This window comes from Bacteroidales bacterium, assembly GCA_012517825.1.
Classification (GTDB): Bacteria; Bacteroidota; Bacteroidia; order Bacteroidales; family JAAYUG01; genus JAAYUG01.
Genome location: JAAYUG010000028.1, coordinates 1 through 26,436 on the forward strand (window position 1 = coordinate 1; position 26,436 = coordinate 26,436).

Below are 26,436 nucleotides of genomic sequence, written 5' to 3' on the forward strand. Positions count from 1 at the left end.
ATTGACGGTGAGAGCAAGAGGAAGGTTATATTTTGAAAGCAGAAGGAAAAACATGCATCCTCTGAAAAGGAATTCATAGGCAAAAAGGTAGGCTATCCAGCTCAGTGCACTCAGCAGGACAAGTTTTCCGTTCCATTGTTCCATGCGGATTTCCGGATACAACTGAAGGTTTTCAGGTCGTCTTCCGGTTATCAGGCTTATTATTATTAAAGGAATGGATAAGGCAACGGAGACAATCGCAGTATTGTGAGCGTTACGAAGAGAAAACCAATCCAGAAAATTCTGGTGAGTAAAATGAAGGAAGAGCCATGGAAGGAGAAAGAACAAAAGCACGGCAAGACTGCGTTTGAAAAGAACAAAGCGAAGAGAGCCTTTTCCGGCCCGGGTAGAAAACCATCCATTGGAAATCACTTTTCCGCATAGAACCCACCATCCGATATAGCAGATGCCGGCAAAAAGAAATCCTGTTTCGGGGGCCAGTGTTTGCATTTTTTGTTTGTCCGGGTTATCAGTTCACAATACCGGATTTTCAGGAATTTTTCCGTCGGAATACATTCCCGCAATCAAAAATATTATTTTTAACCAAAGAAACGACAGATTATGAAACAAAAACATGTAATAGTGATTGGTTCGGGTGTGGCGGGTATGGCATCTGCGATCAGGCTGGCAGCAAAAGGTTTTTCTGTAGAAATTTTCGAATCGGCTTCTCAACCCGGAGGAAAATTAAACGAATTGCGTCAGGAGGGCTTTCGTTTTGACAGAGGACCTTCATTGTTTACCCTGCCTCATTTGCTCGATGAAGTATTTTCAGATTTTGGCAAAGATCCCCGAGATTATTACACATACGATATTCTTCCGGTTATTTGCAGGTATTTTTATGAAGACGGGACTGTGCTTGATGCTTACAGGGATCCGGTTCAGCTGGCTTCAGAAATTGAGACAAAAACAGGTGAAAAGGCACATAAGGTGCTTCATTTTCTCGAGAAGAGCCGAAAGATATATGAACTGACCTCCAATGTCTTTTTGTTCCGGTCATTTCATCAGTTTTCCACTTTTGTTTCGCGGGATTTTATTAAAGCATTATTGCAATGGTATAAGCTCGACCCTTTTACTACCATGCATACCCGAAACAGCAGAATTTTCAGGGAAAAACATATCGTTCAACTTTTTGACCGTTATGCCACTTATAACGGTTCCGATCCTTATCAGGCACCAGCTACCCTGAATGTTATACCGCATCTTGAACATAACATCGGTGCTTTTTTCCCTGAGGGAGGCATGTACACAATTATTAAATCCCTGCGAAAGCTGGCAGAAGAATTTCAGGTATCAATCCATACCGGAACGAAGGTGGATGAAATAATTCTATCGGGTAAAAAGGTTTCCGGGGTGCGTGCGGGGAATGACATACATCCCTCTGATATTGTCGTATCTGATGCGGATATTGTATACACTTATGCTCTGATAAAAAATCATCCGATACCAAAGCGTTTTATTACCTCCGGAAGGTCAACATCGGCTCTTATTTTTTACTGGGGTATCAAAGGGAATTACCCGGAGCTTGATTTGCACAATGTTTTGTTTTCATCTGACTATCAAAAGGAATTTGAATATTTGTTCCGAAAAAAGAGCATCACAGATGATCCGACGGTGTATATTTTTATCAGCAAAAAACGGGTACAGGGCGATGCGCCGGAAGGATCAGAGAACTGGTTTGTCATGATCAATACGCCCGAAAATATTGGCCAGGACTGGGATGTTCTGATCAGCCATGCGCGCAAAAATATTCTGGCAAAAATTGAGCGGATAACAGGAAGAAGGATAGAGCCGCAAATTGTAACTGAGTCAATCCTTGATCCTCGGAAAATAGAGGAGTATACATCTTCCTGGCATGGTTCACTTTACGGGGCACATTCCAATTCAGTTTTTTCTGCCTTTTTGCGTCATCCGAATTTCAGCCGTAAAATACAGGGATTGTATTTTTGCGGTGGCAGTGTTCATCCGGGCGGAGGGATACCGCTTTGCCTTTCTTCTGCAAAGCTTGTAGCCGAATTGGTATGCCGGAGAGAACGTTAGCGGGCCTCTGACATATCCACAGCTATTTCGAGATCCCAGTTGGAACGGACTTCCACGTCAGAGGGGTAAATAACCACTTTTTCGGGTTGTATTTTTTTCAGGTAATTTCCGGTATCCCAGATTCCGTTGGCATTGGCATCAGCAATTGCTCTCAGTTTGTACTTTTTGGGTAGGAGGAGTTCAAAGACTGTATTTCCGGCCGAACCGGCGTTTCTTCTCAGCACAACTTTATCGTTTTCAATTAATTCATAAACCACGGGAGTTGTGGCATTCTGAGCCGTTACAATCAGTCTTCCGTAGTATTCAGCTTCCCTGGTTTTAAAGCGAACTTTCAGAGTATCGTTTATCTGATGATAGATGGTTTGTATCGCTCCGGGAAGGCAGACAAGCTGGAAGGTTGAGTTTTCAACCCATGGTACATCGAGTTGTATTTTACGGAAATTCCCTGCTTGTTTTTTGAGTTTGCAGGGATAGGGTGCGAAAATCGTATCTTTAAGAATCTGAAGATCAATTAAAGATGTATCTATTCCAAGGATCGGGTGCGGCGCTTCAAGGATAAGGGATTCATTCAGTTCAATGATTTTGCCGGGAGAAGCGTTTCCTGTCAGTTTGAAACCGGAAGACTGCTCCTGTTTTTCTCCTTTCCTTGGTTTGCTTTGTGTTTTGGGGATAAAGGAAAACCGAAGCGTATCGGAACGGATTATTGTATTTCCCGTTGAATCTGTTTCAGGGAATCGGGCAAGTAAACTGAGGTTTTGTTTTCTTATAAGGGAAGAATCCGTTATCCAGAAAAGGAAGGTATCGAGATTCTGAGACATTTCAGGAAGATACCAGGGCTGGTTTACTATAGTATCAACAGGTTCCAGGGTAACCGTATCGCGGGAAGGGATGTTCAGGTACACCGCCAGAAGACAGGCTTCGGGACGTTTATAATCTTTCAGGTATTGAGCTGAAGGGAGTTCTTTGAAAAGACGAAAATGAACAACTGCGGCATATTCTTTTTCGGCCGGCAAGGATTCGGAGGAATCCGGTATGCTTTTCAGTGAATCAACGGGAGAACCGGAACCGACAGTGCGGGCCGAATCAATTGCTTCCCTCTGGATTCTGAAACTATCAGGATGCAAAAAAAGCAATGAATCGTCAAAGCCAATCATTTCGTCGGGAGGGTCGTAGCGCAAGTTGTTGTTTGCGTCAGCAAGAGCGATGATATTATAAGTTCCCTCCTTAAGGAAGGGAATGCGAAAATTTCCGTTTTTATCGGTACGGCCAACATAAAGAGGTTTCAGGCGATAGGGTGCCGAATCGGACAGTTGTTCGTACAGCATCACCATGACCTGTTCTTTTGGTACTTTCAGATCATATGAACTGATGACCGAACCCTTCACGGTAAACGAGTCGACGTAACTGCCGGTAGAGAAAACATAAATAAAACCCGGCACCGGATTATTTTCGGTAAAATCGGTAATTGCATTTCCGAAATTCAGGGTATAGGTGGTATTTTCCCTGAGTGTGTCTTCAATAATGATCTCGATCTTTTTGCCTTTCAGTTTAATTTCGGGTTGTTTATGCAAGGGAGGCGAAACAAGGAGTTCCTGCTGGACATTTTTCAAATCGAGGAATTCATTGAAGGTAATGACAATCTTTTTCGGGTGGATTCCGGTTGCTTTGAATGGCGGTTCACTATGCAGTACAACCGGCGGGATGGTATCCTTGGGTCCGCCGGTAACTGTCCCGACTTTTGCGCAATTTGGCAGGAAAAAGGAAACCATCAGAAGCAAAAAAGGGAAAATGCCGGTTAACCGGAGAAATGATTTTTTTAAGCCAGGTGATGTTGTTCCGGGCTCGTAAAAAGTTGCTGAAATTCCAACTTCCGGCCTTATCCGTTTTCTGCCGGAACAAGGCGCAGGTGTTAAAATATTTGAAAGCCGGAACATACTCTGCACTTTTCGACTAAGTTAATCTGAGCAGGTTAAACGGCCAAATTTATAGTTTTTGGATTGAGTTAAGAATAAAATCAAAGATTAAAAATGCACGTTCGCAAAAAATCTCGTACGTTTGCACACTGAACCAAATGCATGAGATATGATTCTGAATGCGGTTATCTGGAATGCCAATCCGGAAATATTTTCTCTCGGAACTCTCAGTCTCCGGTGGTATGGTCTTTTGTTTGCCCTGGGGTTTGTCATCGGGTATTTTATTTTTCAGAATTTTTTCAGGAGAGAAGGCATATCGTACGAATACCTTGACAAACTGCTTGTTTACATGGCAGTTGGTACTATTGCAGGGGCACGGCTCGGGCATTGTTTTTTTTATGATCCGAAGTATTACCTGAACAATCCGTTGGAAATTCTGGAAGTCTGGAAAGGCGGTCTGGCAAGTCATGGAGCAGCTATAGGAATTTTGCTGGCCTTATGGCTTTTTGTAAGGAAATACAAATTTTCTTACCTCTGGTTGCTCGACAGAATAGTTATTCCGGTTGCCCTGGCGGGAGCCTTCATACGTACCGGTAATCTCATGAATTCTGAGATTTATGGCGTGGCAACCCGGAGTACGAAAGGATTCATTTACGTGCATGATCTGACCCGCCAGCTTGAAAGACTGAAAGCGGTAAATTCCATTCATTACCGGGTAACAGGTGATAGCCTGTCCAACGGAAGGGCTTTGCCGATGGAAGTTCAGGTAACCCTGGGGTCGCAGTTGCGTGACTCTTCCTCTGCTGCTTTGTTTGCCGAATTAAGATTAAGGGAGTACCTTGCTAATAACCCGTTAGTTGAAGAAACAGATTTCTATTATCCTCCTGATAAGGACTTCCGTTACAAAGTTGAGAAAAATGCAAAAGGAAGGTATGTCGTCACAGCGTATTTTATGGGTGTGCCAAAGTATCCGACACAGATTTTTGAAGCGCTTTCCTATTTTGCTATCTTTTTGATTCTGTATGGCCTTTATTTGAAATACGGGACCAGGTTAAACAAGGGATTTTTGTTTGGAATGTTTTTAATGCTGGTCTTCACGGCACGTTTCCTCATTGAGTTTATCAAGGAATTTCAGTCGGCTTTTGAAGCCAACCTGCCTCTGAATATGGGACAACTGCTGAGCATACCTTTCATTATAGCCGGAATTTATTTCATTGTGCAGTCGTTAAGAAAAAAGGAAAAGTCGGTTCATTTCGAAGAAAACGCTTAATTATTGGTTTGTTTTACCCGGCATGGAATCAACTGCCGCCATTTATTACAGGACCATGACAGGGAATACACGGGAGGCTGCCCTGCGGATTTCGGAATTGTTCGGGGACCGAACAAAGGGTTGCTACGATATTGTCAAAGATGGATTTCCGGATTGGGAAAAACATGATATCCTGTTGTTTGGAACCTGCACGTGGGATGTCGGGCAGCTTCCGCCGGGCTGGGAAAAGCTGGAAATCCTGCTGAACAATTCTTTAATACAGGGCAAGAAAATCGCATTGTTTGGATTAGGAGACCAGGGAAGTTATCCGGATTCCTTTTCGGATGGGTTGGGCATCCTTTACCAGTGGTTCCGGAAGGCCGGGTGCAAAATCTACGGGCGATGGCCGGCTGAGGGATATACCTACGCTTTTTCAAAGGCTGAAGAAAACGGAGTTTTTGCCGGGCTGGTTCTCGATGAAAACCAGCAGCCTGAACTGTCTGAAACAAGAATAAAAACATGGGTAGAGCAAGTAAAAAAGGAAATGAATCGGGAAGCCAACAGGTAATTTTAGCCTCGCGGAGTTGTTTCTCATGCATATCAGCTAATTAATGAAAGAAGAAAAGGAATTCTGAAGAAAGTAATTGCAATGAGTGCGCATCTTCATTCTTCCGGTGCCCTTTCGGGTAAAAGTGGTGTGGCACAGGGCCGGCTGATTGTGGTGGTGATGCTGAACCTGCTCATCACTCTGGCGGAACTGGCAGGGGGGATGCTGGCCAACAGCCTTGCCCTTGTATCGGATGCTGTTCATAACTTCGGAGACACATTGAGCATTTTTGTTGCGTGGCTGGCCGGCCGTATCAGCGACAGGGACCCGAATGTGCGGAAGACATACGGTTATCGCAGAGCCGAGATTCTGTCGGCTTTGCTGAATGCTTCTGTTCTCATTGTAATCTGTCTTTTTCTTCTTTCTGAAGGCTGGAAGCGCCTGATGCACCCCGAAAGCGTCAAAGGCGGTCTGATGATATGGATAGCTCTGATTGGTTTTGCTGCCAATTTCCTGTCAATTCTTCTTCTGAAAAAAGAAGAAGGAAAAAGCTTAAACATCAGGGCAGCATACCTTCATCTTCTAGGGGATACCCTGTCGTCGGTAGCAGTTATTGCCGGAGGAATTCTGATTTTGTTTTTCCGCATTTACTGGATTGACCCTGTACTCACCCTGTTCATCAGTCTGTACATTCTCAAGGAGACGTATGAAGTTCTGCGACAGACGGTTGATATTCTGATGCAGGGAACACCAAAGGATCTGGATCTGAATCACGTACAGCATGTTCTTGAACAAGTTGAAGGGATAGCTAATATTCACCACGTACATGCCTGGAATTTGTCGGACAGGGAAATTCATTTTGAATGCCATGTTGATCTGGCGGAAGATATCAGGATTAGTGAGTCGGAAAAAATTCTGAATCAAGTTACGGAGATTTTGCGTGAACAATTTGGAATTTCGCATGTTACTCTGCAGTTTGAATACAATTGCTGCGACGATAAACAATTGCTGCACAGCAGAAAGGAGGAAACGTGACAGAGTGGATTCTCAGGTATCTGAAGGAAACAGCAGTGCTTGGGATGGAGATGGCTCCGTATCTGATGCTGGGTTTTCTTTTTGCCGGCATACTATATGTCTATTTTCCAAGGGAGAAAGTAACCCGCTATCTTGGGGGTAACAATCTGCGATCGGTTATCAATGCAGCACTGATAGGTGTTCCCCTGCCTTTATGTTCGTGCGGGGTAATACCGGCTGGTATTTCTTTTTATAAGAGTGGTTCATCCAGAGGGTCAACCGTATCGTTTCTTATATCGACACCCCAGACAGGGGTTGATTCCATTATGGCCACAGGATCATTGCTGGGATGGGCGTTTGCCATAGTTCGTCCTATAGTTGCCTTTCTCACAGGCATATTGGGCGGGCTGTTAACCAATCTTGCTTTCAGAAACGAAAACAGCAAGCCGGTTCAGAAAGTGGTGGACCTTAATGGATCTGAAGAAGAGTTTCATTACAGGAACAAGTTTTTTGGCATGCTCCGGTATGCTTATGTTGATTTCCTTCAGGATATTGCCAAATGGCTCCTGATAGGTCTTCTGCTGGCAGGTCTGATATCGGTTCTCATACCTGATGATTTTTTTACCCGTTATCTGGGAAATAATCTGGTGAGCATGCTCTTGATATTGATGGTAGCGGTTCCCCTGTATGTGTGCGCAACGGGATCCATACCTATTGCAGCCGTTCTGATGATGAAAGGATTGTCACCTGGTGCGGCTCTTGTATTTCTTATGGCCGGGCCGGCTACCAATGTTGCCACCATGACGGTTATCGGCAAGGTAATGGGGAAAAAGGTATTGGGTATGTATATGGTATCTATCATCGGGGGGGCCTTGCTGTCAGGTATTTTAATTGACCTGCTGTTGCCTGCCCAGTGGTTTATCATGCCGTTGCATCATCTTCATCAGGCCCATGAGCACGGGCTTCCGCTCTGGCTGAAGGCCGGTTCGGGAATTGTTTTACTGGCACTCACACTATTTGCCATCTACAGAAGATATTTCAGGCCAAATAAGATAATCACAACTGATACTATCGAAAAAAAGGATGAAGCTATGAAGGAACTTTTGGTAAAAGTAGGCGGCATGACTTGCCAGCACTGTAAGATGAATGTGGAACGAACCTTAAAGGCTGTTCCTGGCATTCAGGTTGCAGAGGTTGATCTGAGTTCAGGCAAAGTTCTTCTGAAAGGGGATCAAATTGACCTGCAGGCTGTCAGAGACGGTGTCGAAAGTATTGGCTATACCTATGAAGGGGTTTTATAAGTTTTCCCTCTCATATATTTCAGCATATCAGTTTAATCCTTATTTTTGCAGTTCACTGTGCCATGCAGTTCATTGTTGAGAACAGACATGGCAGGTGGGTTATGCAATTCCAACCATTAAAAATGAAACAATATGCACAAACTGGTATTATTACGGCATGGTGAAAGTCAGTGGAACAAGGAAAACCGTTTCACGGGCTGGACGGATGTAGATCTTAGTGAAAAGGGCATAGAGGAAGCCAAAAATGCAGGACGTTTAATGAAAGAAGCGGGGCTTACGTTCGACATTGCTTATACTTCCGTGCTGAAGAGAGCTATCAGGACACTGTGGATTGCTCTGGATGAGATGGATATGATGTGGCTTCCCATTGTCAACACCTGGCGTCTGAACGAACGTCATTACGGGGCCCTTCAGGGTTTGAACAAGGCAGAAACAGCCGCCAAACACGGAGAAGAAAAGGTAAAGATATGGCGAAGAAGCTATGATGTTCCGCCGCCAGCCCTGGAAAAAACGGATCCGCGTTATCCCGGGAATTTTCCGGCTTACAAAAATGTTCCGGAAAAAGATCTTCCTCTTACCGAATCACTGAAAGATACGGTTGTCCGTTTTCTTCCCTTCTGGCACGAAACCGTTGCTTCTACCATCAAATCAGGGAAGAAGGTTCTGATTGCAGCACACGGAAACAGCCTGAGAGCTCTTGTCAAGTACCTTGACAATATGAGTGATGAAGCCATTGTGGAATTGAATATTCCTACCGGCGTTCCTCTCGTTTATGAACTGGATGATGATCTTAAACCCATCAAGCATTATTATCTCGGAGATGAAGAAGCTGTAAGAAAAGCCATGGAAGCTGTTGCCAATCAGGGTAAAGCCAAAAAGTAATTTTTGAGGAAGTTTAAACAAAAGCCGGTTGATGTTTTTGTCAACCGGCTTTTGTTTTATGTTCAGGTCAATTTTATTACGATCAGGAATAATATCATGGATTTCCGGTATTCCTGCTCGGAAGGAAAAAAATTTTAACATTTTTTATCATTCATCGAATAATGAATCAAAATTCTCTATAACTTTGCAACGTTTTAAATTTTAATACTTTATCAATATGAAAAAACTGATTGCCTTATCATCTGTGGTTTTGATGCTTGTTCTGGCTTCCTGCGGCGGCAAAGCTACCAAACAGGAAACGACTGACACAACCAACGTACCTGTTGAGCAGCCGGTTGATAGCAATGCTGTTGATACAGCTGCTGTACAGCAGTAAACATATCATCATCAGCAAGACAGGACGGAGAAGTTATCAAAAGCTAAAGCATGGGAACGTCAAAGTGACGTTCCTTTTTTTTTCGTATTCCGCCAGCCGCAATAGATTGTTTAATTTTGTGAAAGGTTTTTCCGTTATAGGTGTCAAATAGGCACCCAATTCTTCCTGGATGGAGGACAAGGAAATTGTTCAGAAAATACTGGACGGAGATCACCGGGCCTTTGAGATGCTGGTAGAAAAATACCAGGAAATGGTATTCCGGACGTGCATCGGATTATTGCATAATCCTGATGATGCTGATGATTTAGCTCAGGAAGTATTCGTCGAGGTTTTTGAGTCGCTGGGATTTTTCCGGCATGAAGCCAGGCTTTCTACATGGATTTACAGGATTGCCGTCAACAAATCACTCAATCATTTAAAAAAGATCAAGAAGAAAAGTCTTTTCAAAAGCCTGGAGGAAATTTTTCAGCTAGGACAGAAAAATGATCTGTCTGTTTCCCTGGCAGATGGTGCCGATAAGGGTGTTGAGGCGGAGGAACAGAAAAAAATCCTCGAGGCAGCCTTGAACAAACTGCCTGAAAACCAGAGAATAGCATTTGTTCTTTTCCGTTATGATGAATTGCCGCAGAAATAGATTGCCGAAATTATGGGTCTATCTGTTTCGGCGGTTGAGTCTCTTGTTCACCGGGCCAGGAAAAATTTGTATAAATTACTGGAAAACACCGAAATTCATGCTAAATAACATGCAAGATTTTTGCTTATTTGTTGTCAAATCAAAAAAGGACCGGTTATGAAATGCCAGGAGGTTTCCGATTATCTTGACCGTTATCTGGACGGCCAACTGGATGCCGGTACCAGCCGGATGTTGCAGGATCATTTGTCTTCCTGCGATTCCTGCCGGCAGAAAGTTGAGCGGTTTGAGCTTATTATGGAGGCTATTGAAAAGGAGAAGAAAGCAGAGCTCAGGCCATTCTTTTATACGCGGGTATTAAATAGGCTGGAAGCAAAAAAGGAATCCGAGATGAGGACAGGCACTGCTCAACGGGTTTGGCAGCCCGCCCTGATGGTCCTTTTGCTTCTGCTTTCCCTTACTATTGGTATTCTCGTGGGCAGCAAATATTCAGGTACTACATACACACAATCAACAAACACTGTAATTTCTGCCGATGAGTTTTACATCAATGAAGGCCGGAATGAAATTGAAACCATTCTTTTGGCGGAGGAATAAGCCATGAATTATTTTTCAGGAAACAGGATTCTTTACTGGATCATTGCCATACTGGGCGTGTTCTGTCTTTCTCTTCTGGCGGGTATTTATGTTCACTATATGAAGGGAAAGAAATTGTATGAACAGAGAGTTCAGATGGAGCAACAGAGGCATCGTGACATCATGAACAACCTTCATCTGACGCCGGAACAGGAAAATGCTTTCAACCTTTCGCGCGATAAATATTTCCATGAGGCCGGTGCTGTAATGGAACAACTGAATGCGAAAAGAAATGAATACATTCAGGAATTGACTTCCGAAAATCCTGACACAACCCGTCTGAAAGCCATTTCAGAAGAAATCGGAGTCCTTCACAGGAACCTGAAGGTTCTTACCATGCGGCATTATATGGAATTGCGGAGATTGTGCAATGCTGATCAGCAGAAGGTTCTGAACGAAATGTTCAGTCGTTTTATACAGAACGAAGGGAAACACAGGGGCCCCGGAGCAGGCAAATGGCAGAAAAGAACCTCGCCGGTTGATTGTCCCTGGTTTAAGGAAAATTAACATTTGGTTGTGCAAGATTGGAACACGGAAAGATGTCTAACAGGCAAACCAATAAACAAAGTGGTATGAAAAAGAATGTATTTTTAATGTTACCTGCATTTTTGCTGTTAATCTCAGCATGGGGGCAGGTTTCAGCGCAGCCGGCCTCAGGTCCCGGACCATTGGCATGGTGCAGCAATCTTCCCGGACTCACCGGAGATCAGGAAGCGAAGATTAAGCAATTGCAGACCCAGCATCTGAAAGACATGCAGGCGTACCGTAACCAGTTAAACGAGAACAGGGCACGGTATCAGACCCTGATGACAGCACCTCAGCCCGACATGAAGGCTATCAATGCCAACATTGAAGAAAGGGCAAAAATCAGGACCGAAATGGAGAAAAACCAGGCAGCTCATGTACAGGCTATCCGGCAGGTGCTAACTGATGAACAACGTGTATATTTTGACCAGCACATTGGGAAACGGAAAGCTTGCAATGGATGTGGTTATGGAGCAGGTTGCCGTCATGGTTTCGGACCCGGACCTGGTGCGGGCGCTGGTATGCAGCATCGGAGAGGAGCCGGCTGGAATCAATAAACCAGTTATCTTCTAACAGATCAGAAGCAGAAAATTAAAACAGGCGGTTTGCTGAATTAGGTGAACCGCCAGTTTTTTTATTTGTTTTTTGTACATTTGAATGAATTTATATCTGATCTGCCATGTTCAACCGCATCATTGATTTTTCAGTAGGAAATAAACTCTTTGTAGGAATTACCATAATTTTTCTTATTGCCGGGGGCATCTATTCCATGATGAATGTACCTGTTGATGCGGTACCGGATATTACCAACAACCAGGTGCAGGTAGTTACCGTGAGTCCTTCCCTCTCGCCGCAGGAAGTAGAAAAGCTGATTACCTATCCGGTAGAAATGGCTATGGCAAACATTCTGAATGTTGTTGAAATAAGGTCAGTATCGCGTTTCGGTCTTTCGGTAGTAACTATAGTGTTCAAGGACCATGTTCCCATACTTGATGCAAGACAGCTTGTCAATGAGCAGATACAGGTTGTAGCTTCGGAGCTTCCGGCTGGTCTGGGTACACCGCAGTTGATGCCAATCACAACAGGGCTGGGAGAGATTTATCAGTATACCCTTGAGGTGGATCCAAAGTATCGGGACAAATATTCTGCTACTGATCTGAGAACCATTCAGGACTGGATTGTGAAGCGTCAGTTGTCGGGGATTCCGGGAATCGTTGAAATCAGCAGTTTCGGAGGGTATCTGAAACAATATGAAGTTGCGGTTGATCCTGACAAAATGCGGGCTGTTAATGTTACCATCAGCGAGGTATTCGATGCACTGGAAAAAAATAACCAGAACTCCGGCGGCAGTTATATTGAGAAATACAACAATGCCTATTATATACGTACCGAAGGGATGGTAAAAGATTTCAGTGACATTGAGCAGATCGTGGTAAAAAATAACAACGGATTTCCGATTCTTATCCGTGATGTCGGGAAGGTGCACGAAGGGCATGCACCCCGTTTCGGAGCCATGACTAAAAACGGGATGGGAGAAGCTGTTGGCGGAATCACCCTGATGCTGAAAGGAGCCAATTCATCCCAGGTGATCCGCGAGGTAAAGAAGCGGGTTGCTGAAGTGCAGGAGCGGCTTCCGGAAGGAGTGAGGCTGCAATATTATCTGGACCGTTCACGCCTTGTTAAAAAAACCATTTCTACGGTCACCCGGAATCTGATGGAGGGAGGGCTGATTGTGATTTTTGTACTGGTGCTGCTTTTGGGCGATGTTCGGGCAGGCATTATTGTAGCTTCGGTGATTCCGCTTGCCCTGTTGTTTGCCTTTATTATGATGCGCCTTTTCGGGGTATCGGCCAATCTGATGTCTCTGGGAGCCATTGACTTTGGAATTGTGGTTGATGGTGCCGTCATTATTGTGGAAGGAGTAATCCATCATTTGAAGACCCACCACAAAGGCCAGGTGCTGAGTACCGAAGAGCTGGGTGAAATTGTTTCCGATTCAACCAAATCGATTTACAAATCTGCCGTTTTCGGTGTCATCATTATCCTGATCGTGTTTTTTCCTATTCTTTCCCTTACAGGGATAGAAGGGAAAACCTTCCGGCCCATGGCACAGACTGTAAGCTTTGCCATAGCAGGGGCCCTGTTTCTCGGGCTGACCTATGTACCCATGATTTCTTCGCTTTTTCTGAGCCGCAAGGTGGCAGAAAAGCGCACCCTGTCGGACCGGCTGATTGATTTTCTCAAACTCACCTATCGTCCTGTATTACGCTTGTCTTTACGGTTCAAGTACTGGGTTCTGCTGCTGGCTTTTCTGGTTTTTGGTGTTTCGGTATGGGGCTTTCTTCATATGGGAGGTGAATTTATTCCCACCCTGGAAGAAGGTGACCTGGCCATGCAGATGAGTCTTCCTCCCGGCAGTTCGCTTGACGAAAGCATTGAAATTGCTACCAGGGCCGAGCAGGTGCTGAAAAAAAATTTTCCCGAAGTATTACAGGTAGTTTCAAAGATCGGTACGGCGGAGGTCCCAACCGATCCGATGGCGGTAGAGGATGCCGATATTATGATTACATTGAAGGAAAAGGAGGAATGGGTAAGTGCCAGTTCAAGGGAGGAACTGGTGGATAAAATGAAACAGGCCTTGAGTGTGGTTACCGGAGCCACATTTGAATTTACCCAGCCAATCCAGCTCAGATTCAACGAGCTAATGACAGGGGCCAAATCAGATATTGCCATCAAGATCTTTGGTGAAGACATGGATACACTATATTCTCTGGCCGGGAAAGCAGCTGCGGGCATTGAAAATGTTCCCGGGGCAAAGGATGTGAAGGTGGAAAAAATTCAGGGATTGCCCCAATTGGTCATACGCTATGACAGGGCGAAACTGGCAAAATACGGACTCACTATCAGCGAACTGAACCATACGGTTCGTTCAGCTTTTGCGGGAGGAGTTGCAGGTACCGTTTATGAAGGCGAGAAGAAGTTTGATCTGGTGGTTCGTTTGGAAGAAACTTATCGTCGCAAAGCAGACTTGAATAATTTATTTGTACGCACCTCACAGGGACAGATGATTCCTTTGAGTGAAGTGGCCACGATGGAGTTTTATGAAGGTCCGATGCAGATTTCCCGCGACGGGACCCGCCGGCGTGTTGTTATAGGAGTAAATGTGCGGGGCAGAGATGTGGAGTCGGTGGTGAAGGACATTGAGCAGGTACTTGGCCAAAATCTGAAACTTCCTCCCGGATACTACATATCGTACGGAGGTCAGTTCGAAAATCTCAGCCATGCCAAACAGCGTTTGTCGGTGGCCATACCTGTTGCCCTTGCCCTTATCATGTTGTTATTGTTTTTCACCTTTAATTCTGTAAAATATGCGCTTATGATTTTCACAGCTGTTCCTCTTTCTGCCATTGGAGGCATTGCCGCGCTGGCTATACGGGGGATGCCGTTCAGCATATCGGCAGGGGTGGGTTTCATAGCTCTTTTTGGTGTGGCGGTGCTGAATGGTATTGTGCTGATCAGTTATTACAATACGTTGAAAAAAGAAGGAGGGCGTGAGTTGCATGATCTGGTAGAATACGGAGCCATGCTGAGGCTCAGACCCGTTATGATGACAGCCCTGGTGGCCTCACTGGGTTTTCTTCCCATGGCAATATCCACTTCAGCGGGGGCAGAAGTACAAAAACCTTTGGCTACGGTTGTCATTGGAGGGCTGATTACTTCTACCCTTCTTACCATGATTGTTTTACCGATACTGTATATTATTTTCAACAGCGAGTGGCGCATTCTGGGCCTTCGCATTCGGTTCAATGCATTCCTTCCCCTGCTTGCCTTGTTCTTTCTCGGACAGGGAAAAGCAGAAGCCCAAACCCGTCTGACCCTGGAGGAAGCCGTACAAATGGCATTACAGAATAATCCTGAAATACGCAATGCCTCCCTGCGCACCGAAGCGGTTCTGGCAAAGAAAAGGGCGGTTTTTGATCCGGGCCTGACCGAAATACGGTACCAGAAAGGGCAAATCAATTCAGCCCTGCAGGATCAGTATCTGGAGGTGAACCAGCAGTTGGGTTCCCTTCCCGAGCATATTGCCAGGATTTCCTATGTTAAGCATCTTGCCAGCCTGAGCCGCTCGGAAGAAGTTCTGACGGAAGCCAGGGTTACAGTTGAAGTTAAATCTCTCTGGTTTGAATGGATGGCTGCTCTGCTCAGAATGCGAATGATGCAGGATTATATGCAAACAGCCGGACGGTTGCAGCAGGTTGCTTCAATACGTTACAGCACCGGTGAAATTACTCTTCTTGAAAAAACAGCTATTGAGTCGGAATATATGCGACTGCAAAGCGAATACAAAGAATGGGAGGAAAATTCAAGGCAGGCAGCAAACCGCATCAGACAGGTACTTTTTCTCACTGACAGTTTGGTTCCTGCCGATACATTGCTGGAAATGATTTCACCGCCTGAAAGCTTTTTACTGGCAGAAGATTCCTCCGGCCGGTCGGTTCTGATGTGGTATGAAAATTCCCTGAAGGCAAAATCTGCAGAAGTTGCCATCGAGAAAGCCCGGTATTTCCCTTCCCTTTTTGCCGGGTATTTCCGGCAGGACATTGATCAGGTGCATGGATTTGAAGGATGGCAGGCCGGAATCAGTTTTCCTCTCTGGTTCCTTCCTCAGTCGGCTAAGGTTAAGGAAATGAAAATCAACAAGGAAATAGCGCGGAACGAATATGAATACCAGAAGTTCGCTGTAAGAAATACCGTTGAAAACCTTACCGGTGAACTAAACAAACTGGCGGCACGCATTGCCTATTACCGCAACGGTGCACTGCAGCAGGCCGATATAATGATACGTACCGCAGGTCTTCAGTATGAAAAGCAGGAAATTGGCTACCTGGAATACCTGCAATTGCTTCATACCGCCATGACAATCCGCTTTGGCTACCTTGATGCATTAAAAAATTACAATCAGACAGCAGCACAGCTTGAATATTATACCCGATAAAAAATAAACTTATGAGCTTCAAAACATTCTTTCTGATCATTTTTACTTTACTGGCAACATCCTGCGGGAAAAAGAAACTGGCTGAAATGCAGGAAGCAAATGACAGTCTGGCGGCCAATGAAGTTGTCATGCGGGATAACCAGCTGGAAATGGCGGAGGTACAGATAGGAAAAATGGAAAAACGGGTTCTTTCGTCTACGGTTGAATGCAATGGGTCTGTTGAAGTGCCACCGGGTCATTATGCTTCAGTGCATGCCCCCATGGCTGGTTATGTGGCTGAAGCCTACTTCTTTCCGGGCAATTACGTAAACAAGGGAACTGTACTGGCTGTGCTGGAAAATTACGACTTTATTGTTCTTCAGAGAGATTACCTGGAAGCCAAAAGCCAGCTTGCCTTTTATGAAAGCGAATACCGGAGGCAGGGAGAGCTGTCGCAGGGAAATGCCTCTTCGGTGAAGCAAATGCAATTTAGCGAAGCAGAATATATGAGCCGGAAAGCAAGACTTCAATCGCTGGCGGCCCAGCTTTCCATGCTGGGCATTGACCCGGAAAAAGTCACTGCCGATGCAATCAGTTCCCGTATAAAACTCAGAGCCCCCATCAGTGGATATATTGTGCGGGTTGAAGCAAGTATAGGAAAATACGCTGATCCGGCCACTTCGCTGTATGAAATTGTTGATAAGTCGCACCTGCACATCAATCTCAAAGTTTTCGAAAAAGACATAAGCCGGATAAATAAAGGGCAGAAGGTGGATTTCACTATGGCCGGATTTCAGGAGACTTTTCATGCTGAAGTGGAAGCAACAGGGCAATATGTTACGGATGAAGAACGCATGGTGGATGTACATTGCCATATTAAGAATCCTTCTTCTGAAATCATTCCTGGAATGTATGTGCGGGCAAAAATAAACCTGCGAAACGATCCTGTTTACTGTTTACCTTCCACCTCCCTGGTAAGGGAAGACCGTACCAACTTTGTTTTCGTTCGGCACGGAAACCGTTTTATGCGGGTTCCCGTAACCACCGGCATTGAACAGGACGATTATACCGAAATTATTCATCCTCCTGACAGCCTGCTGGAAGCTGAAATCGTGGTGCGGGGCGCCTATTACCTTGCGGCTTCTCTATCTGAGAGAGAGCAATAATGGTTCAGGATGTTCCCTTATTGGCTCGTAAACTTTCATATGTGGTCGGAGCCGTCTGGTATGCGTAATTCCTGCATAGAATGCCAGGAAGGCAAGTTTTGTGTCGTCCTTTAAAATATTTATTTCAGAAATTCGTTAATTTTGAAGCGTTTATAAAATTAAAACAAACAAGTATGGAACAGAACATGAATGTGAATGATAAACAACTGAATAATATTGCCGAGCGCCGGAAGCGCTGGAATCTTATTCTGATTATAATAATTGTGTTGCTTGCCATTGGTGCGGCCTATCTTTACAACCTCAATCAGCAGCAGAAAAAGGAAGCGGCGCAGATTCAGCAGGTACTGGAGGATGAAAAAGACAAACTGACCAACGAACTGAAAGGCCTGATGAACGAGTATGAAGCCCTGAAGTCAGACAACGACAGCATGAACCGGAAGCTGGAAGAACAACAGGACCGTATCAAAAAGCTTCTCGCCATCAATGCAAGCAATGTGGAAAAAATCAATCTTTATAAAAAAGAGCTGGTTACCCTCAGGGAAATCATGAAGAGTTATATTGTTCAGATTGACTCGCTGAACCGCAGAAACATGCAGCTTGTTGAAGAGAACAAGGAGGTGAAGGAACGGCTTGACCAGGCCAGGAAGAGCAATGAAGAGCTTACCCAGGTAAAGGAGGAACTGACGCAAAAAGTCAAGCAGGCTTCCATTCTTTCGGCCAAAGATATTGTTGTAACTCCGCTTAACCGGAGGAGCAAGGACACTGACAGGGCCAGCAGGGTAGCCAAGATCAAAACCTGTTTTACGATTCGTGAAAATACCATCGTGCAACCCGGCAGGCGGATTGTTTACTGCCGTATTACCCGCCCCGACCAGCTGGTCTTTACCAGTTCGGAAAACAATTTGTTTGATTTCCAGGGGCAGCAGATCGTTTTTTCCGAAAAACGGGAAGTCGATTACGAAAATGCCGATGTGGACGTATGCATTTATTATGCTGTGAAGGAAGGAGAAATGATACCGGGACAGTATTCAGTGGATCTTTTCACTGATGGCAACCTCATAGGAAGCACAACCTTTGTACTGAAATAGCCTGGTTTGTAGGGCTGATTCGGGAAATACACTACAGGTGCAAATCAAAAAACGGCAGCTTGCCAAAAAGCAAGCTGTTTTTTTTATTGTTTGGATGCTTCAGAGGTTTGAATACTCGATCAGTTGGCGGCGGGTAATGAAGCGGACCGGATACCAGGCCGCCAGGTACCCTATGAGAAGAACGGTAAAAAAGACCAGAACGAAATCTGTAATCTTCATATAAACCGGATAGGTATCAATTACGAACGAACCGCTTCCCGGGAGAGTAATCCATCCGAAATGCATCTGACCGAGGCAGATCAGCATTCCGAAAATCAATCCCAGTAAGGCTCCGGTAAAGGCAATAAGCAATCCTTCGAGAAGAAAAATTTGCCGTATATCGCCCGGGGAAGCACCCATACCTGACAAAACGGCGATATCTTTCTTTTTGTCAAGAATCAGCATGGTGATGGATCCAACTATGTTGAAAGAAGCAATGATGAGAATGAAAGTGAGGATGAAGTAAATGGCCCACTTTTCTGATTTCATCACCTTATAGAAAAATTCCTGCTGCTGGTAACGGTCTTTTACATCAAATCCTTTTCCCAGAAGCGAGCTGACGTCTTTCCGGATGCGGTCAACCGGTATGGAAGGTGAGCATTTTAGTTCAAGGGCTGAAATTTCGGATCGGTATTCGAGGATTTCCTGCGCAAAGTCAAGAGGTACAAAGATATACCGTGAATCGAAATCCTGTTCAATCCGGAAAATACCGGCGGCAAAAACGGCCTTTCGCTGAAAGGCGCGTGTGGGATCATTCAGGGATACATTGGTGCGCCGGGGCACATAAATCCAGATAGGATCAATCAGTTTGACACCGATACCCATATAATAGGCGATACCCTGACCGACAACCGCATAGGGAATATCTCCATGCCGCAGCATAAATTCTCCGTCATACATCATCTGATTGATGCCGCTTACCGAAGTGTAAGCCGAATCAACACCCTTGATGGTGGCGATGTATTGCTTGTCGCCGTATTTGAGGAGAGCATTTTCTTCCACTACCTGAGATATATAGAGAATGCCGGGTATTTTTGCCAGTTTTTCAAGAGGGAGGGAATCAGGCGAAAATACTTTTCCTTCCACGGCGGTGATTTTCAAATCAGGGTCGAATGAATTGAAGAGGCTTTTCACCAGGCGGTCAAATCCGTTAAAAACCGAAAGCACAATGATGAGGGCCATGGTTCCCACCATAACTCCTGTAACCGCAATCAGCGAAATGATATTGATTACATTCTGGGATTTTTTTGCCACCAGATACCGTCGTGCTATGTAAAACGGGAAGTTCATTCCTTGTAAGCTTTAACGATAAGGCCTGTTCCCTGGCGATGCGAGGTATGGAGATCGGCGAAATTCAGAATAAGTGCAGGCAGGATCGTCAGAAGATACCAGAAGGGAAGAACAAGAAAGAAAAGGCGGGAGGTGTTCAGCATCATGACGGGATATTTCATGGAAAGTATCCAGGCAATATGGCCGGGGGTACCATAGGAATAAAATGCTTCCACGCGGGAAAAACCTGCAGAGCGGAGTTTTTCTGTAATTTCTTCCATGTTGTAGCCGTTTCGCACATGTTCGTCAATAAAGGAAGGATCATCCGAATGCCGGGCATCACTGCCTCCTTTATCGGAAGGGGTTGAAATAAGAAGCATGGAAGGCTTTTTCATTGCCCGGAAGAAGTTTCTGAAAACCTGTTCATCCTCAGCAATATGCTCCATTACGTCGATGGTAATTACCAGGTCATAGGCGTCCTGGTCAGGGAGGTGCACCAGGTCGGCTTCGCGGAAGCCTACCCTGTTTCCGAGCCCGCACCGGTTGAAAAAATTGCGGCAGTCGCTGATCTGTTCCGGTTTGACATCGATTCCGGTAATGGTCCATTCGGGAGCTATCCGGGCCATAAACCAGGAATACTGGCCAAAACCCGAGCCGGCATCGAGTACGTTTTTTCTGCCGTTTGACTGCCGGGCAAAACGTCTTATTTCGCGCCGCACGTACCAGGAGCGTAGCAGAAGAATATTCAGCAGGAAATAGAACAACTTCCGGAGCCAGGGGGCGCGGTTAAAAACCTTTCCAAGCGAGTGCTTGATGGGATCGTACTGCATGCAGGGCTATTTCTTTTTCAGAAGGTTATCAATCCGTTCGTAGTAATCGAGGCTGTCGTCGATAAAAAAGGATAATTCCGGAATAATCCGTACCTGGTGGCGAATAATTTGTCCGAGGTGAAAACGGATATTTTTGGCATTCTGGTTGATGATTTCAAGGACTTCCTTTCCGGCCGCAGAGGGGAAAACGGAAATATACACCCGGGCTACGCTCAGATCGGGAGAAATCCGCACCACGGTAACCGTAACCATACGCCCGTTGAACAGGCTGTTTGTTTGCTGCTGAAAATAGGTAGCCAGTTCTCGCTGGATGAGGCGTGCTACTTTTTGCTGGCGTGTACTCTCGGCCATATATTAATTCATCAGGTTATAAATACGGGCCATCAGTCGGCTGACTCCGTTAATAACAGGGCATGCCTTCTTTTTTTCTTTCATCGCTTCAAAAAGGCGTGAAAAACGGTTGCGGGTTTCCTGCAACAATTTGCTCTGATGAACCGGAATTTCATTTGTAGCCATTGATGTATATGTGTTTACTGGTTTTGGGAAAATTTCGGGAGGAGAGGAGGGTGTTGAAATGTGAGCCGTAAAAATACTATTTTTGCACAACTTTTTGTATGTCAAAGTCATTATAAAAGCTTGGTTATGGAAGTTGTACTCAGCGGGATACGCAGCACAGGGAACCTGCACCTGGGAAATTACTTCGGTGCGGTAAAGAATTTTGTTGCTATGCAGAAGGATTACCGCTGTTATTTCTTTATTGCCGATTACCATTCCTTAACGACCCATCCTACTCCGGTTGATCTGCATGAAAATGTCAAGGCGGTCCTTTCGGAATACCTGGCGGCGGGGCTGGATCCTGAGCTGTCGACTATTTACATACAAAGTGATGTTCCGGAGATTCCCGAGTTGTATCTCTTGCTGAATATGATTTCCTATGTGGGGGAACTGGAACGTACAACCACTTTTAAGGAAAAGGTGCGCAAGCAACCTGATAATGTGAATGCCGGCTTGCTTACGTATCCGGTACTGATGGCTGCCGACATACTTATTCATAAGGCCAATAAGGTTCCGGTGGGAAAAGACCAGGAACCGCACCTTGAAATGGCTCGCAAATTTGCCCGCAGATTCAATCAGATGTACCATACGGAATGTTTTCCTTTGCCGGATGCTTTCAATTGGGGAAAAGAGCTGATCAAGGTACCCGGTCTGGACGGAACCGGAAAAATGGGTAAGTCAGAAGGCAATGGAATATTCCTGGCCGATACGGATGCGGAAATACGGAAAAAGGTAATGAGGGCTGTTACCGATACGGGTCCGGCAAATCCGGGTCAGCCAATGTCAGAGCCGGTGCGGAACCTTTTTTATATTATGGAGATTGTTTCATCTCCCGATACAGTTGCCTATTTCAGAGAGCAATATGAAACCTGCAGGATCCGTTACGGCGACATGAAGAAACAACTGGCCGAAGATATCATAAAGATTGTTGCACCTATCCGTGAACGGATTAATCAGATTCAATCGGACAACAATTATCTGAGAAAGGTGGCCCGCATGGGTGCCGAAAAAGCAAGGGAAAGTGCCTCGAAAACACTGGCAGAAGTAAGAAGCATCATCGGCTTTAAGCCATTCTGATTCCATTCTTTTCTCTGGCAAAAGAAAAAGCAGGCTATGTAGCTGTTCTGCTTTTACTTTCACTCTCAGGCTGAAAAAATAAGTTTCATAAAATGACAACGTAGCCGGATAAAAGGCTATTTTGCGGCCAACAGAACTTTCTTCGGGTAATACGTTTTATATTCCTTAAACTTCGAGTAATTTTATCAGGGAAAAAGCTATGATTGATCCTGCCACTATTCAGCGGATATACGATGCCATCGATATTGTCGATGTGGTAAAGGATTATGTTTCCCTGAAGAAACGGGGAGCAAACTATCTGGGGCTGTGTCCGTTCCATAACGAAAAAACACCCTCGTTCACTGTTTCAGCCAGCAAGGGAATTTTCAAATGTTTCGGCTGCGGCAAGGGAGGGAATGCGGTGAATTTTATTATGGAGCATGAGCATCTCTCTTATGCAGAGGCACTTCGACTTCTGGCAAAAAAGTACCACATCGAAATTGTTGAGAAAGCTCCATCGGAAGAAGATATCCGGCAGCAGAATGAAAGGGAGAGCCTGCTGGTAATCAGTGATTTTGCCGCCAGATTTTTTGCTGAGGCCCTGAGGAAAGACGCTGAGGGGAAGGCAGTAGGGCTGGCATACTTCAAGGAAAGAGGCATCAGGGACGATATGATTGAACGTTTTCAGCTGGGATACAGCCCTGAAAAACGAGACGCCTTTACCAGGAGGGCCCTTCAGGAAGGATACCAGCTGGAATACCTCATTAAATCGGGATTAACCATACAGCATGAGGGAGGGGAGCCTTTTGACCGTTTTCACGGAAGGGTGATGTTTCCCATCCACAGTCTTTCGGGTAAGGTAATTGGCTTTGGCGGCCGGATCCTGCGTTCCGACAAAAACATAGCCAAGTACCTGAATTCGCCGGAATCAGAGATTTACCATAAGAGCCAGGTTTTATACGGATTGTATCAGGCAAGGAAGGCGATTGAAAAAACAGGTAAAGTTTTTCTGGTTGAAGGATATACAGATGTTATCGCATTGCATCAGTGCGGAATTGAAAATGTGGTTGCCTCAAGCGGCACTTCACTGACGGTTGAGCAGATCCGACTGATCAAACGTTTCACAAACAACATTACCATTCTTTACGACGGGGATGAAGCCGGGATAAAGGCTTCGCTGCGTGGAATCGATATGGTGCTGGAAGAGGGGATGAACCTGAAGGTTTTGTTATTACCTGAAGGGGAAGATCCCGACTCGTATTCGCGCAAGGTGAGCATAACCGATTTCCAGGGTTTTATTGAAAGGAATGAGAGTGATTTCATTACCTTCAAGACCCGCCTCCTGATGAAGGATGCACAGAATGATCCTATCAAACGGGCCAATCTGATCAATGATGTTGTCAGGAGCATTGCTTCCATACCTGACCCGGTAACCCGGTCGGTTTACATACGGGAATGCTCCGTGATGCTGTCAACTGATGAACAGACTCTTTATTCCCAGGTAAACAGAATCAGGCGGGAAAAAAGTGTGCAAAAAAGTTTCAGGGAATATGGTATTCCGGAACCTCCGGCTGAGCTTCCTTCGTCACTTCCTGAGGTTAGGGTGTTTGATGAAGTAAAACCCAAGGAAAGGGAAATCATCCGGCTGATTCTTAATTATCCGGAAAAAAAAGTATTGTATCTGAAGGAGCATGAAGATGATGAGCCGAAAGAAGTAACGATCAGTGAATTTTTCGTCAGGGAAATGAACCGGGATGAGATGCGGTTTAGCGATCCGGTGTATCAGAAGATATTTTCTATTGTGGAGGAGTATGTAGACCGTGGAGAACCTCTGGATGAAGCTGTTTTTTTGCGGTCATCAGATCCGGAACTGAGCCGTGTGGCAGCATCCCTTCTGGCGCCGATGCCGGAATTAAGTGCCATCTGGGCCAAGGAAGGCAGCATTCCTCCCACTGAAGAGGACAAGCTACCGGAGCTGGTTCCGAAAACTCTTCTGGCATTGAAAAACCAGATTGTGCTTGATGCCATCAAAGAGGCTCAGCAAAAATTAAGGCAGGCCCAGGAAACGGGAAATGCCGATGAGATCAATTTCTTCCAGCTCCGCATTGCAGAACTCAACAACTTTAAAAAGACCTTTTCAAAAGAACTGGGAGAACGTATTGTTATCCGATGAGAAAATAGTGCAATATTTTAGCCGAAAACTATCGGAAGATTGCAGGAATCAAAAAAATTCCGTATCTTTATTTGCGCAGGGAAGGGCAAATTGCGGTGAAAGGGATGAATTACTAACCCGGAAAACCGATGAAAACAGACCTTCTGTCATACCTCACCCAGAGGTACTATAAAGATGAACGCTCAAAGACCGAGCCGGGGCCGGTCATTACCATTTCGCGCGAATACGGCTGTCCGGCAAAGGATGTAGCGGCCAAACTTTCGGATGCATTGAACAACAAGCTGATGGTGCGGGGGGAAAAACCCCTGTGGCGGTGGATCAGTAAGGAGATTCTCAATGAAGTAGCACGGGAACTGGAAATGGATCCGGAGGAAATCAGGTATGTTTTTGAATATGAGAAGAAAGGTGTTTTTGACGACATTCTGAAATCGCACAGTCAGAAGTACTATAAGAATGACCGGAAGATCAGGAATACCATCGGGAAGGTAATTCGTTCCCTTGGGGTTCAGGGGCACATTATTATTGTAGGGAGGGCTGGGGTTGTGATTACGAAGGATATTCCGCGCTCCCTGCATGTAAATCTTGAGGCTCCCCTTGAGTGGCGGGCTCTCCGGACCAGTGAAAAGAAATGCATGACCATTGAACAGGCCAGAAAATATGCCCTCGATATGGACCGGAAACGCAGGGAATTCAGGGAATATTATGCCGGCAAGAATACCGATTATACGCGGTATGATGTCACCTTTAACTGTATGACTCTGTCAGTTGATGAAATAGTGGATGCTCTGATGAAAATTGCTGAACTCAGAAAACTGATTTAGAGTCTGAATTCTTTTCTGAGCAGGTCAACATAATCAAGTTTTTCCCAACCAAAGAATTCGACTTCTTTAAATACTTTTTCCGGATTTCCGTTGTTGGCATTGGGATAAACATAAGTAAAATCTTTCCGGTAGGGACGGCCCATGTGCCCATAGGCAGCAGTTTCGGAGAAAATAGGATTTTTCAGTCCGAAGCGTTTCACAATGGCATAGGGCCTCATATCAAACAGGTGGTTGATTTTTTCGGCTATCTGGCTGTCGCTCATTTTGATATGGGAAGTGCCGAAGGTATTGACGTAGAGACCAACGGGTTCAGCCACGCCGATGGCATAGGCAACCTGAATCAGCACTTCGTCGGCGATTCCGGCGGCGACCATATTTTTGGCAATGTGGCGCGCGGCATAAGCTGCTGAGCGGTCAACCTTGGAGGAATCTTTGCCCGAAAAAGCACCTCCCCCGTGGGCGCCGCGGCCCCCGTAAGTGTCAACAATAATTTTCCGTCCGGTTAACCCGGTATCGCCATGTGGGCCACCAATGACAAATTTCCCTGTAGGATTGACAAGTAAAATGTAATCGTCGTGAAAAAGTTTCTGAATCCGCTGGGGAAGTCTTGCCATAACCCTGGGAATTAATATGTTGCGCACATCATTCCATATAGTGGCATGCATTTCCTTTTCCCCGGCAAATTCATCGTGCTGGGTTGAAACAACAATTGTATGAATACGGTTAGGAGTTTTGTCGTCATTGTATTCAACGGTAACCTGGCTTTTGGCGTCCGGACGGAGATAGGTCATTTCATGCCCTTCGCGTCTGATAGCAGAGAGTTCCTGGAGAATGACATGTGCCAGTTCAATGGGCAGGGGCATGTATTCGTCTGTTTCGGTACAGGCGTATCCGAACATCATTCCCTGGTCGCCGGCACCCTGTTCTTCTTCCTTTTCGCGCACCACTCCCTGCCGGATATCGGGTGACTGCTCGTGAATGGATGAGATAATTCCGCAGGCGTCGGCATCAAACATGTACTCGGCTTTGGTATAACCGATGCGCCGGATAACCTCCCTGGCCAGGCTCTGAACATCAACGTAAGCCCGGGTGCGGACTTCACCGCTCAAAACAACAAGCCCTGTAGTGACCAGCGTTTCGCAAGCCACTTTTGATTCAGGATCGTAGCGCAGAAATTCATCCAGCAGGGCATCAGAAATCTGATCGGCAATTTTGTCAGGATGTCCCTCAGATACACTCTCGGAAGTAAAAAGATACGGCATCAGTAAAAGTTTATAGTCTCAGGAGGGCAAATTTAGTTTTTTCATTGAAAAA

25 protein-coding genes are annotated in these 26,436 nt (G+C 45.4%); 18 read left to right on the plus strand and 7 right to left on the minus strand.

The window, feature by feature from the left end; translation table 11 throughout:
- The coding region (locus tag GX419_01750; protein NLI23415.1) for a hypothetical protein at positions 1–489 on the minus strand (489 nt) is incomplete at its 3' end.
- A 111-nt stretch (positions 490–600) separates the two neighbouring features.
- Between GX419_01750 and crtI the strand changes: the two genes are divergently transcribed.
- Positions 601–2,076: a phytoene desaturase gene (gene crtI, locus GX419_01755; protein ID NLI23416.1), complete on the plus strand. Its 1,476-nt coding sequence runs from the start codon at positions 601–603 to the stop codon at positions 2,074–2,076.
- Here the strand turns inward: crtI and GX419_01760 are convergent.
- The gene (locus tag GX419_01760) at positions 2,073–4,010 is read right to left on the minus strand and encodes a hypothetical protein (GenBank protein ID NLI23417.1); all 1,938 of its coding nucleotides are present in this window, start codon (positions 4,008–4,010) and stop codon (positions 2,073–2,075) included. The genes crtI and GX419_01760 overlap by 4 nt on opposite strands.
- 148 nt (positions 4,011–4,158) lie before the next feature.
- Between GX419_01760 and GX419_01765 the strand changes: the two genes are divergently transcribed.
- From GX419_01765 to GX419_01830, 14 genes are all read left to right on the plus strand, one after another.
- Complete coding sequence (locus tag GX419_01765) at positions 4,159–5,259, plus strand: prolipoprotein diacylglyceryl transferase (protein ID NLI23418.1); 1,101 nt, start codon at positions 4,159–4,161, stop codon at positions 5,257–5,259.
- Positions 5,260–5,281: 22 nt separating this feature from the next.
- On the plus strand, positions 5,282–5,806 hold the full coding sequence (locus tag GX419_01770; GenBank protein ID NLI23419.1) for a flavodoxin: 525 nt from the start codon (positions 5,282–5,284) through the stop codon (positions 5,804–5,806).
- A gap of 81 nt (positions 5,807–5,887) precedes the next feature.
- A complete protein-coding gene (locus GX419_01775) occupies positions 5,888–6,820 on the plus strand; it encodes a cation transporter (GenBank protein NLI23420.1) in 933 nt (310 codons plus the stop codon).
- Positions 6,817–8,100 (plus strand): SO_0444 family Cu/Zn efflux transporter, encoded by a 1,284-nt coding sequence (locus tag GX419_01780; protein NLI23421.1) that lies wholly within the window; start codon positions 6,817–6,819, stop codon positions 8,098–8,100. The genes GX419_01775 and GX419_01780 overlap by 4 nt, the downstream gene beginning before the upstream one ends.
- Positions 8,101–8,232: 132 nt before the next feature.
- Complete coding sequence (gpmA, locus tag GX419_01785; GenBank protein NLI23422.1) at positions 8,233–8,982, plus strand: 2,3-diphosphoglycerate-dependent phosphoglycerate mutase; 750 nt, start codon at positions 8,233–8,235, stop codon at positions 8,980–8,982.
- 217 nt (positions 8,983–9,199) lie between these two features.
- Complete coding sequence (locus GX419_01790) at positions 9,200–9,358, plus strand: DUF4348 domain-containing protein (GenBank protein NLI23423.1); 159 nt, start codon at positions 9,200–9,202, stop codon at positions 9,356–9,358.
- Positions 9,359–9,527: 169 nt separating this feature from the next.
- On the plus strand, positions 9,528–9,992 hold the full coding sequence (locus GX419_01795) for an RNA polymerase sigma factor (protein NLI23424.1): 465 nt from the start codon (positions 9,528–9,530) through the stop codon (positions 9,990–9,992).
- A 12-nt stretch (positions 9,993–10,004) separates the two neighbouring features.
- Complete coding sequence (locus GX419_01800) at positions 10,005–10,100, plus strand: hypothetical protein (GenBank protein NLI23425.1); 96 nt, start codon at positions 10,005–10,007, stop codon at positions 10,098–10,100.
- Positions 10,101–10,148: 48 nt separating this feature from the next.
- Positions 10,149–10,586 carry a zf-HC2 domain-containing protein gene (locus tag GX419_01805; GenBank protein ID NLI23426.1) on the plus strand — a complete coding sequence of 146 codons (438 nt, stop codon included), beginning with the start codon at positions 10,149–10,151 and terminating at the stop codon, positions 10,584–10,586.
- A 3-nt stretch (positions 10,587–10,589) separates the two neighbouring features.
- Positions 10,590–11,132 (plus strand): periplasmic heavy metal sensor, encoded by a 543-nt coding sequence (locus GX419_01810; protein NLI23427.1) that lies wholly within the window; start codon positions 10,590–10,592, stop codon positions 11,130–11,132.
- 65 nt (positions 11,133–11,197) lie between these two features.
- Positions 11,198–11,707: a Spy/CpxP family protein refolding chaperone gene (locus tag GX419_01815; protein NLI23428.1), complete on the plus strand. Its 510-nt coding sequence runs from the start codon at positions 11,198–11,200 to the stop codon at positions 11,705–11,707.
- Positions 11,708–11,829: 122 nt separating this feature from the next.
- Positions 11,830–16,146 carry a CusA/CzcA family heavy metal efflux RND transporter gene (locus GX419_01820; protein ID NLI23429.1) on the plus strand — a complete coding sequence of 1,439 codons (4,317 nt, stop codon included), beginning with the start codon at positions 11,830–11,832 and terminating at the stop codon, positions 16,144–16,146.
- 11 nt (positions 16,147–16,157) lie between these two features.
- Positions 16,158–17,291: an efflux RND transporter periplasmic adaptor subunit gene (locus GX419_01825; protein NLI23430.1), complete on the plus strand. Its 1,134-nt coding sequence runs from the start codon at positions 16,158–16,160 to the stop codon at positions 17,289–17,291.
- Positions 17,292–17,464: 173 nt separating this feature from the next.
- A complete protein-coding gene (locus GX419_01830; protein NLI23431.1) occupies positions 17,465–18,379 on the plus strand; it encodes a hypothetical protein in 915 nt (304 codons plus the stop codon).
- 99 nt (positions 18,380–18,478) lie between these two features.
- Here the strand turns inward: GX419_01830 and GX419_01835 are convergent, their stop codons facing one another.
- From GX419_01835 to GX419_01850, 4 genes are read right to left on the minus strand one after another with little or no spacing between them, the layout of a single operon-like run.
- Complete coding sequence (locus GX419_01835) at positions 18,479–19,708, minus strand: FtsX-like permease family protein (GenBank protein NLI23432.1); 1,230 nt, start codon at positions 19,706–19,708, stop codon at positions 18,479–18,481.
- A complete protein-coding gene (locus tag GX419_01840; protein ID NLI23433.1) occupies positions 19,705–20,517 on the minus strand; it encodes a class I SAM-dependent methyltransferase in 813 nt (270 codons plus the stop codon). Before GX419_01840 ends, GX419_01835 begins: the two co-directional genes overlap by 4 nt.
- A 6-nt stretch (positions 20,518–20,523) precedes the next feature.
- A complete protein-coding gene (gene rbfA / locus GX419_01845; protein NLI23434.1) occupies positions 20,524–20,868 on the minus strand; it encodes a 30S ribosome-binding factor RbfA in 345 nt (114 codons plus the stop codon).
- Positions 20,869–20,871: 3 nt separating this feature from the next.
- Positions 20,872–21,033, minus strand: a complete 162-nt coding sequence (locus GX419_01850; protein NLI23435.1) for a hypothetical protein — start codon at positions 21,031–21,033, stop codon at positions 20,872–20,874.
- A 126-nt stretch (positions 21,034–21,159) separates the two neighbouring features.
- Here GX419_01850 and trpS point away from each other — a divergent pair, with 126 nt between their 5' ends.
- The 3 genes from trpS (at position 21,160) to GX419_01865 (ending at position 25,122) form a co-directional block, all read left to right on the plus strand.
- Positions 21,160–22,149: a tryptophan--tRNA ligase gene (gene trpS / locus GX419_01855; GenBank protein ID NLI23436.1), complete on the plus strand. Its 990-nt coding sequence runs from the start codon at positions 21,160–21,162 to the stop codon at positions 22,147–22,149.
- A gap of 199 nt (positions 22,150–22,348) precedes the next feature.
- Entirely contained in the window at positions 22,349–24,301 is a 1,953-nt protein-coding gene (locus GX419_01860) for a DNA primase (protein NLI23437.1), read from the plus strand.
- A 128-nt stretch (positions 24,302–24,429) separates the two neighbouring features.
- Positions 24,430–25,122: a cytidylate kinase-like family protein gene (locus GX419_01865; protein ID NLI23438.1), complete on the plus strand. Its 693-nt coding sequence runs from the start codon at positions 24,430–24,432 to the stop codon at positions 25,120–25,122.
- Here the strand turns inward: GX419_01865 and GX419_01870 are convergent.
- On the minus strand, positions 25,119–26,384 hold the full coding sequence (locus GX419_01870) for a methionine adenosyltransferase (protein ID NLI23439.1): 1,266 nt from the start codon (positions 26,382–26,384) through the stop codon (positions 25,119–25,121). The genes GX419_01865 and GX419_01870 overlap by 4 nt on opposite strands.
- Between the last annotated feature and the right edge of the window lie 52 nt (positions 26,385–26,436).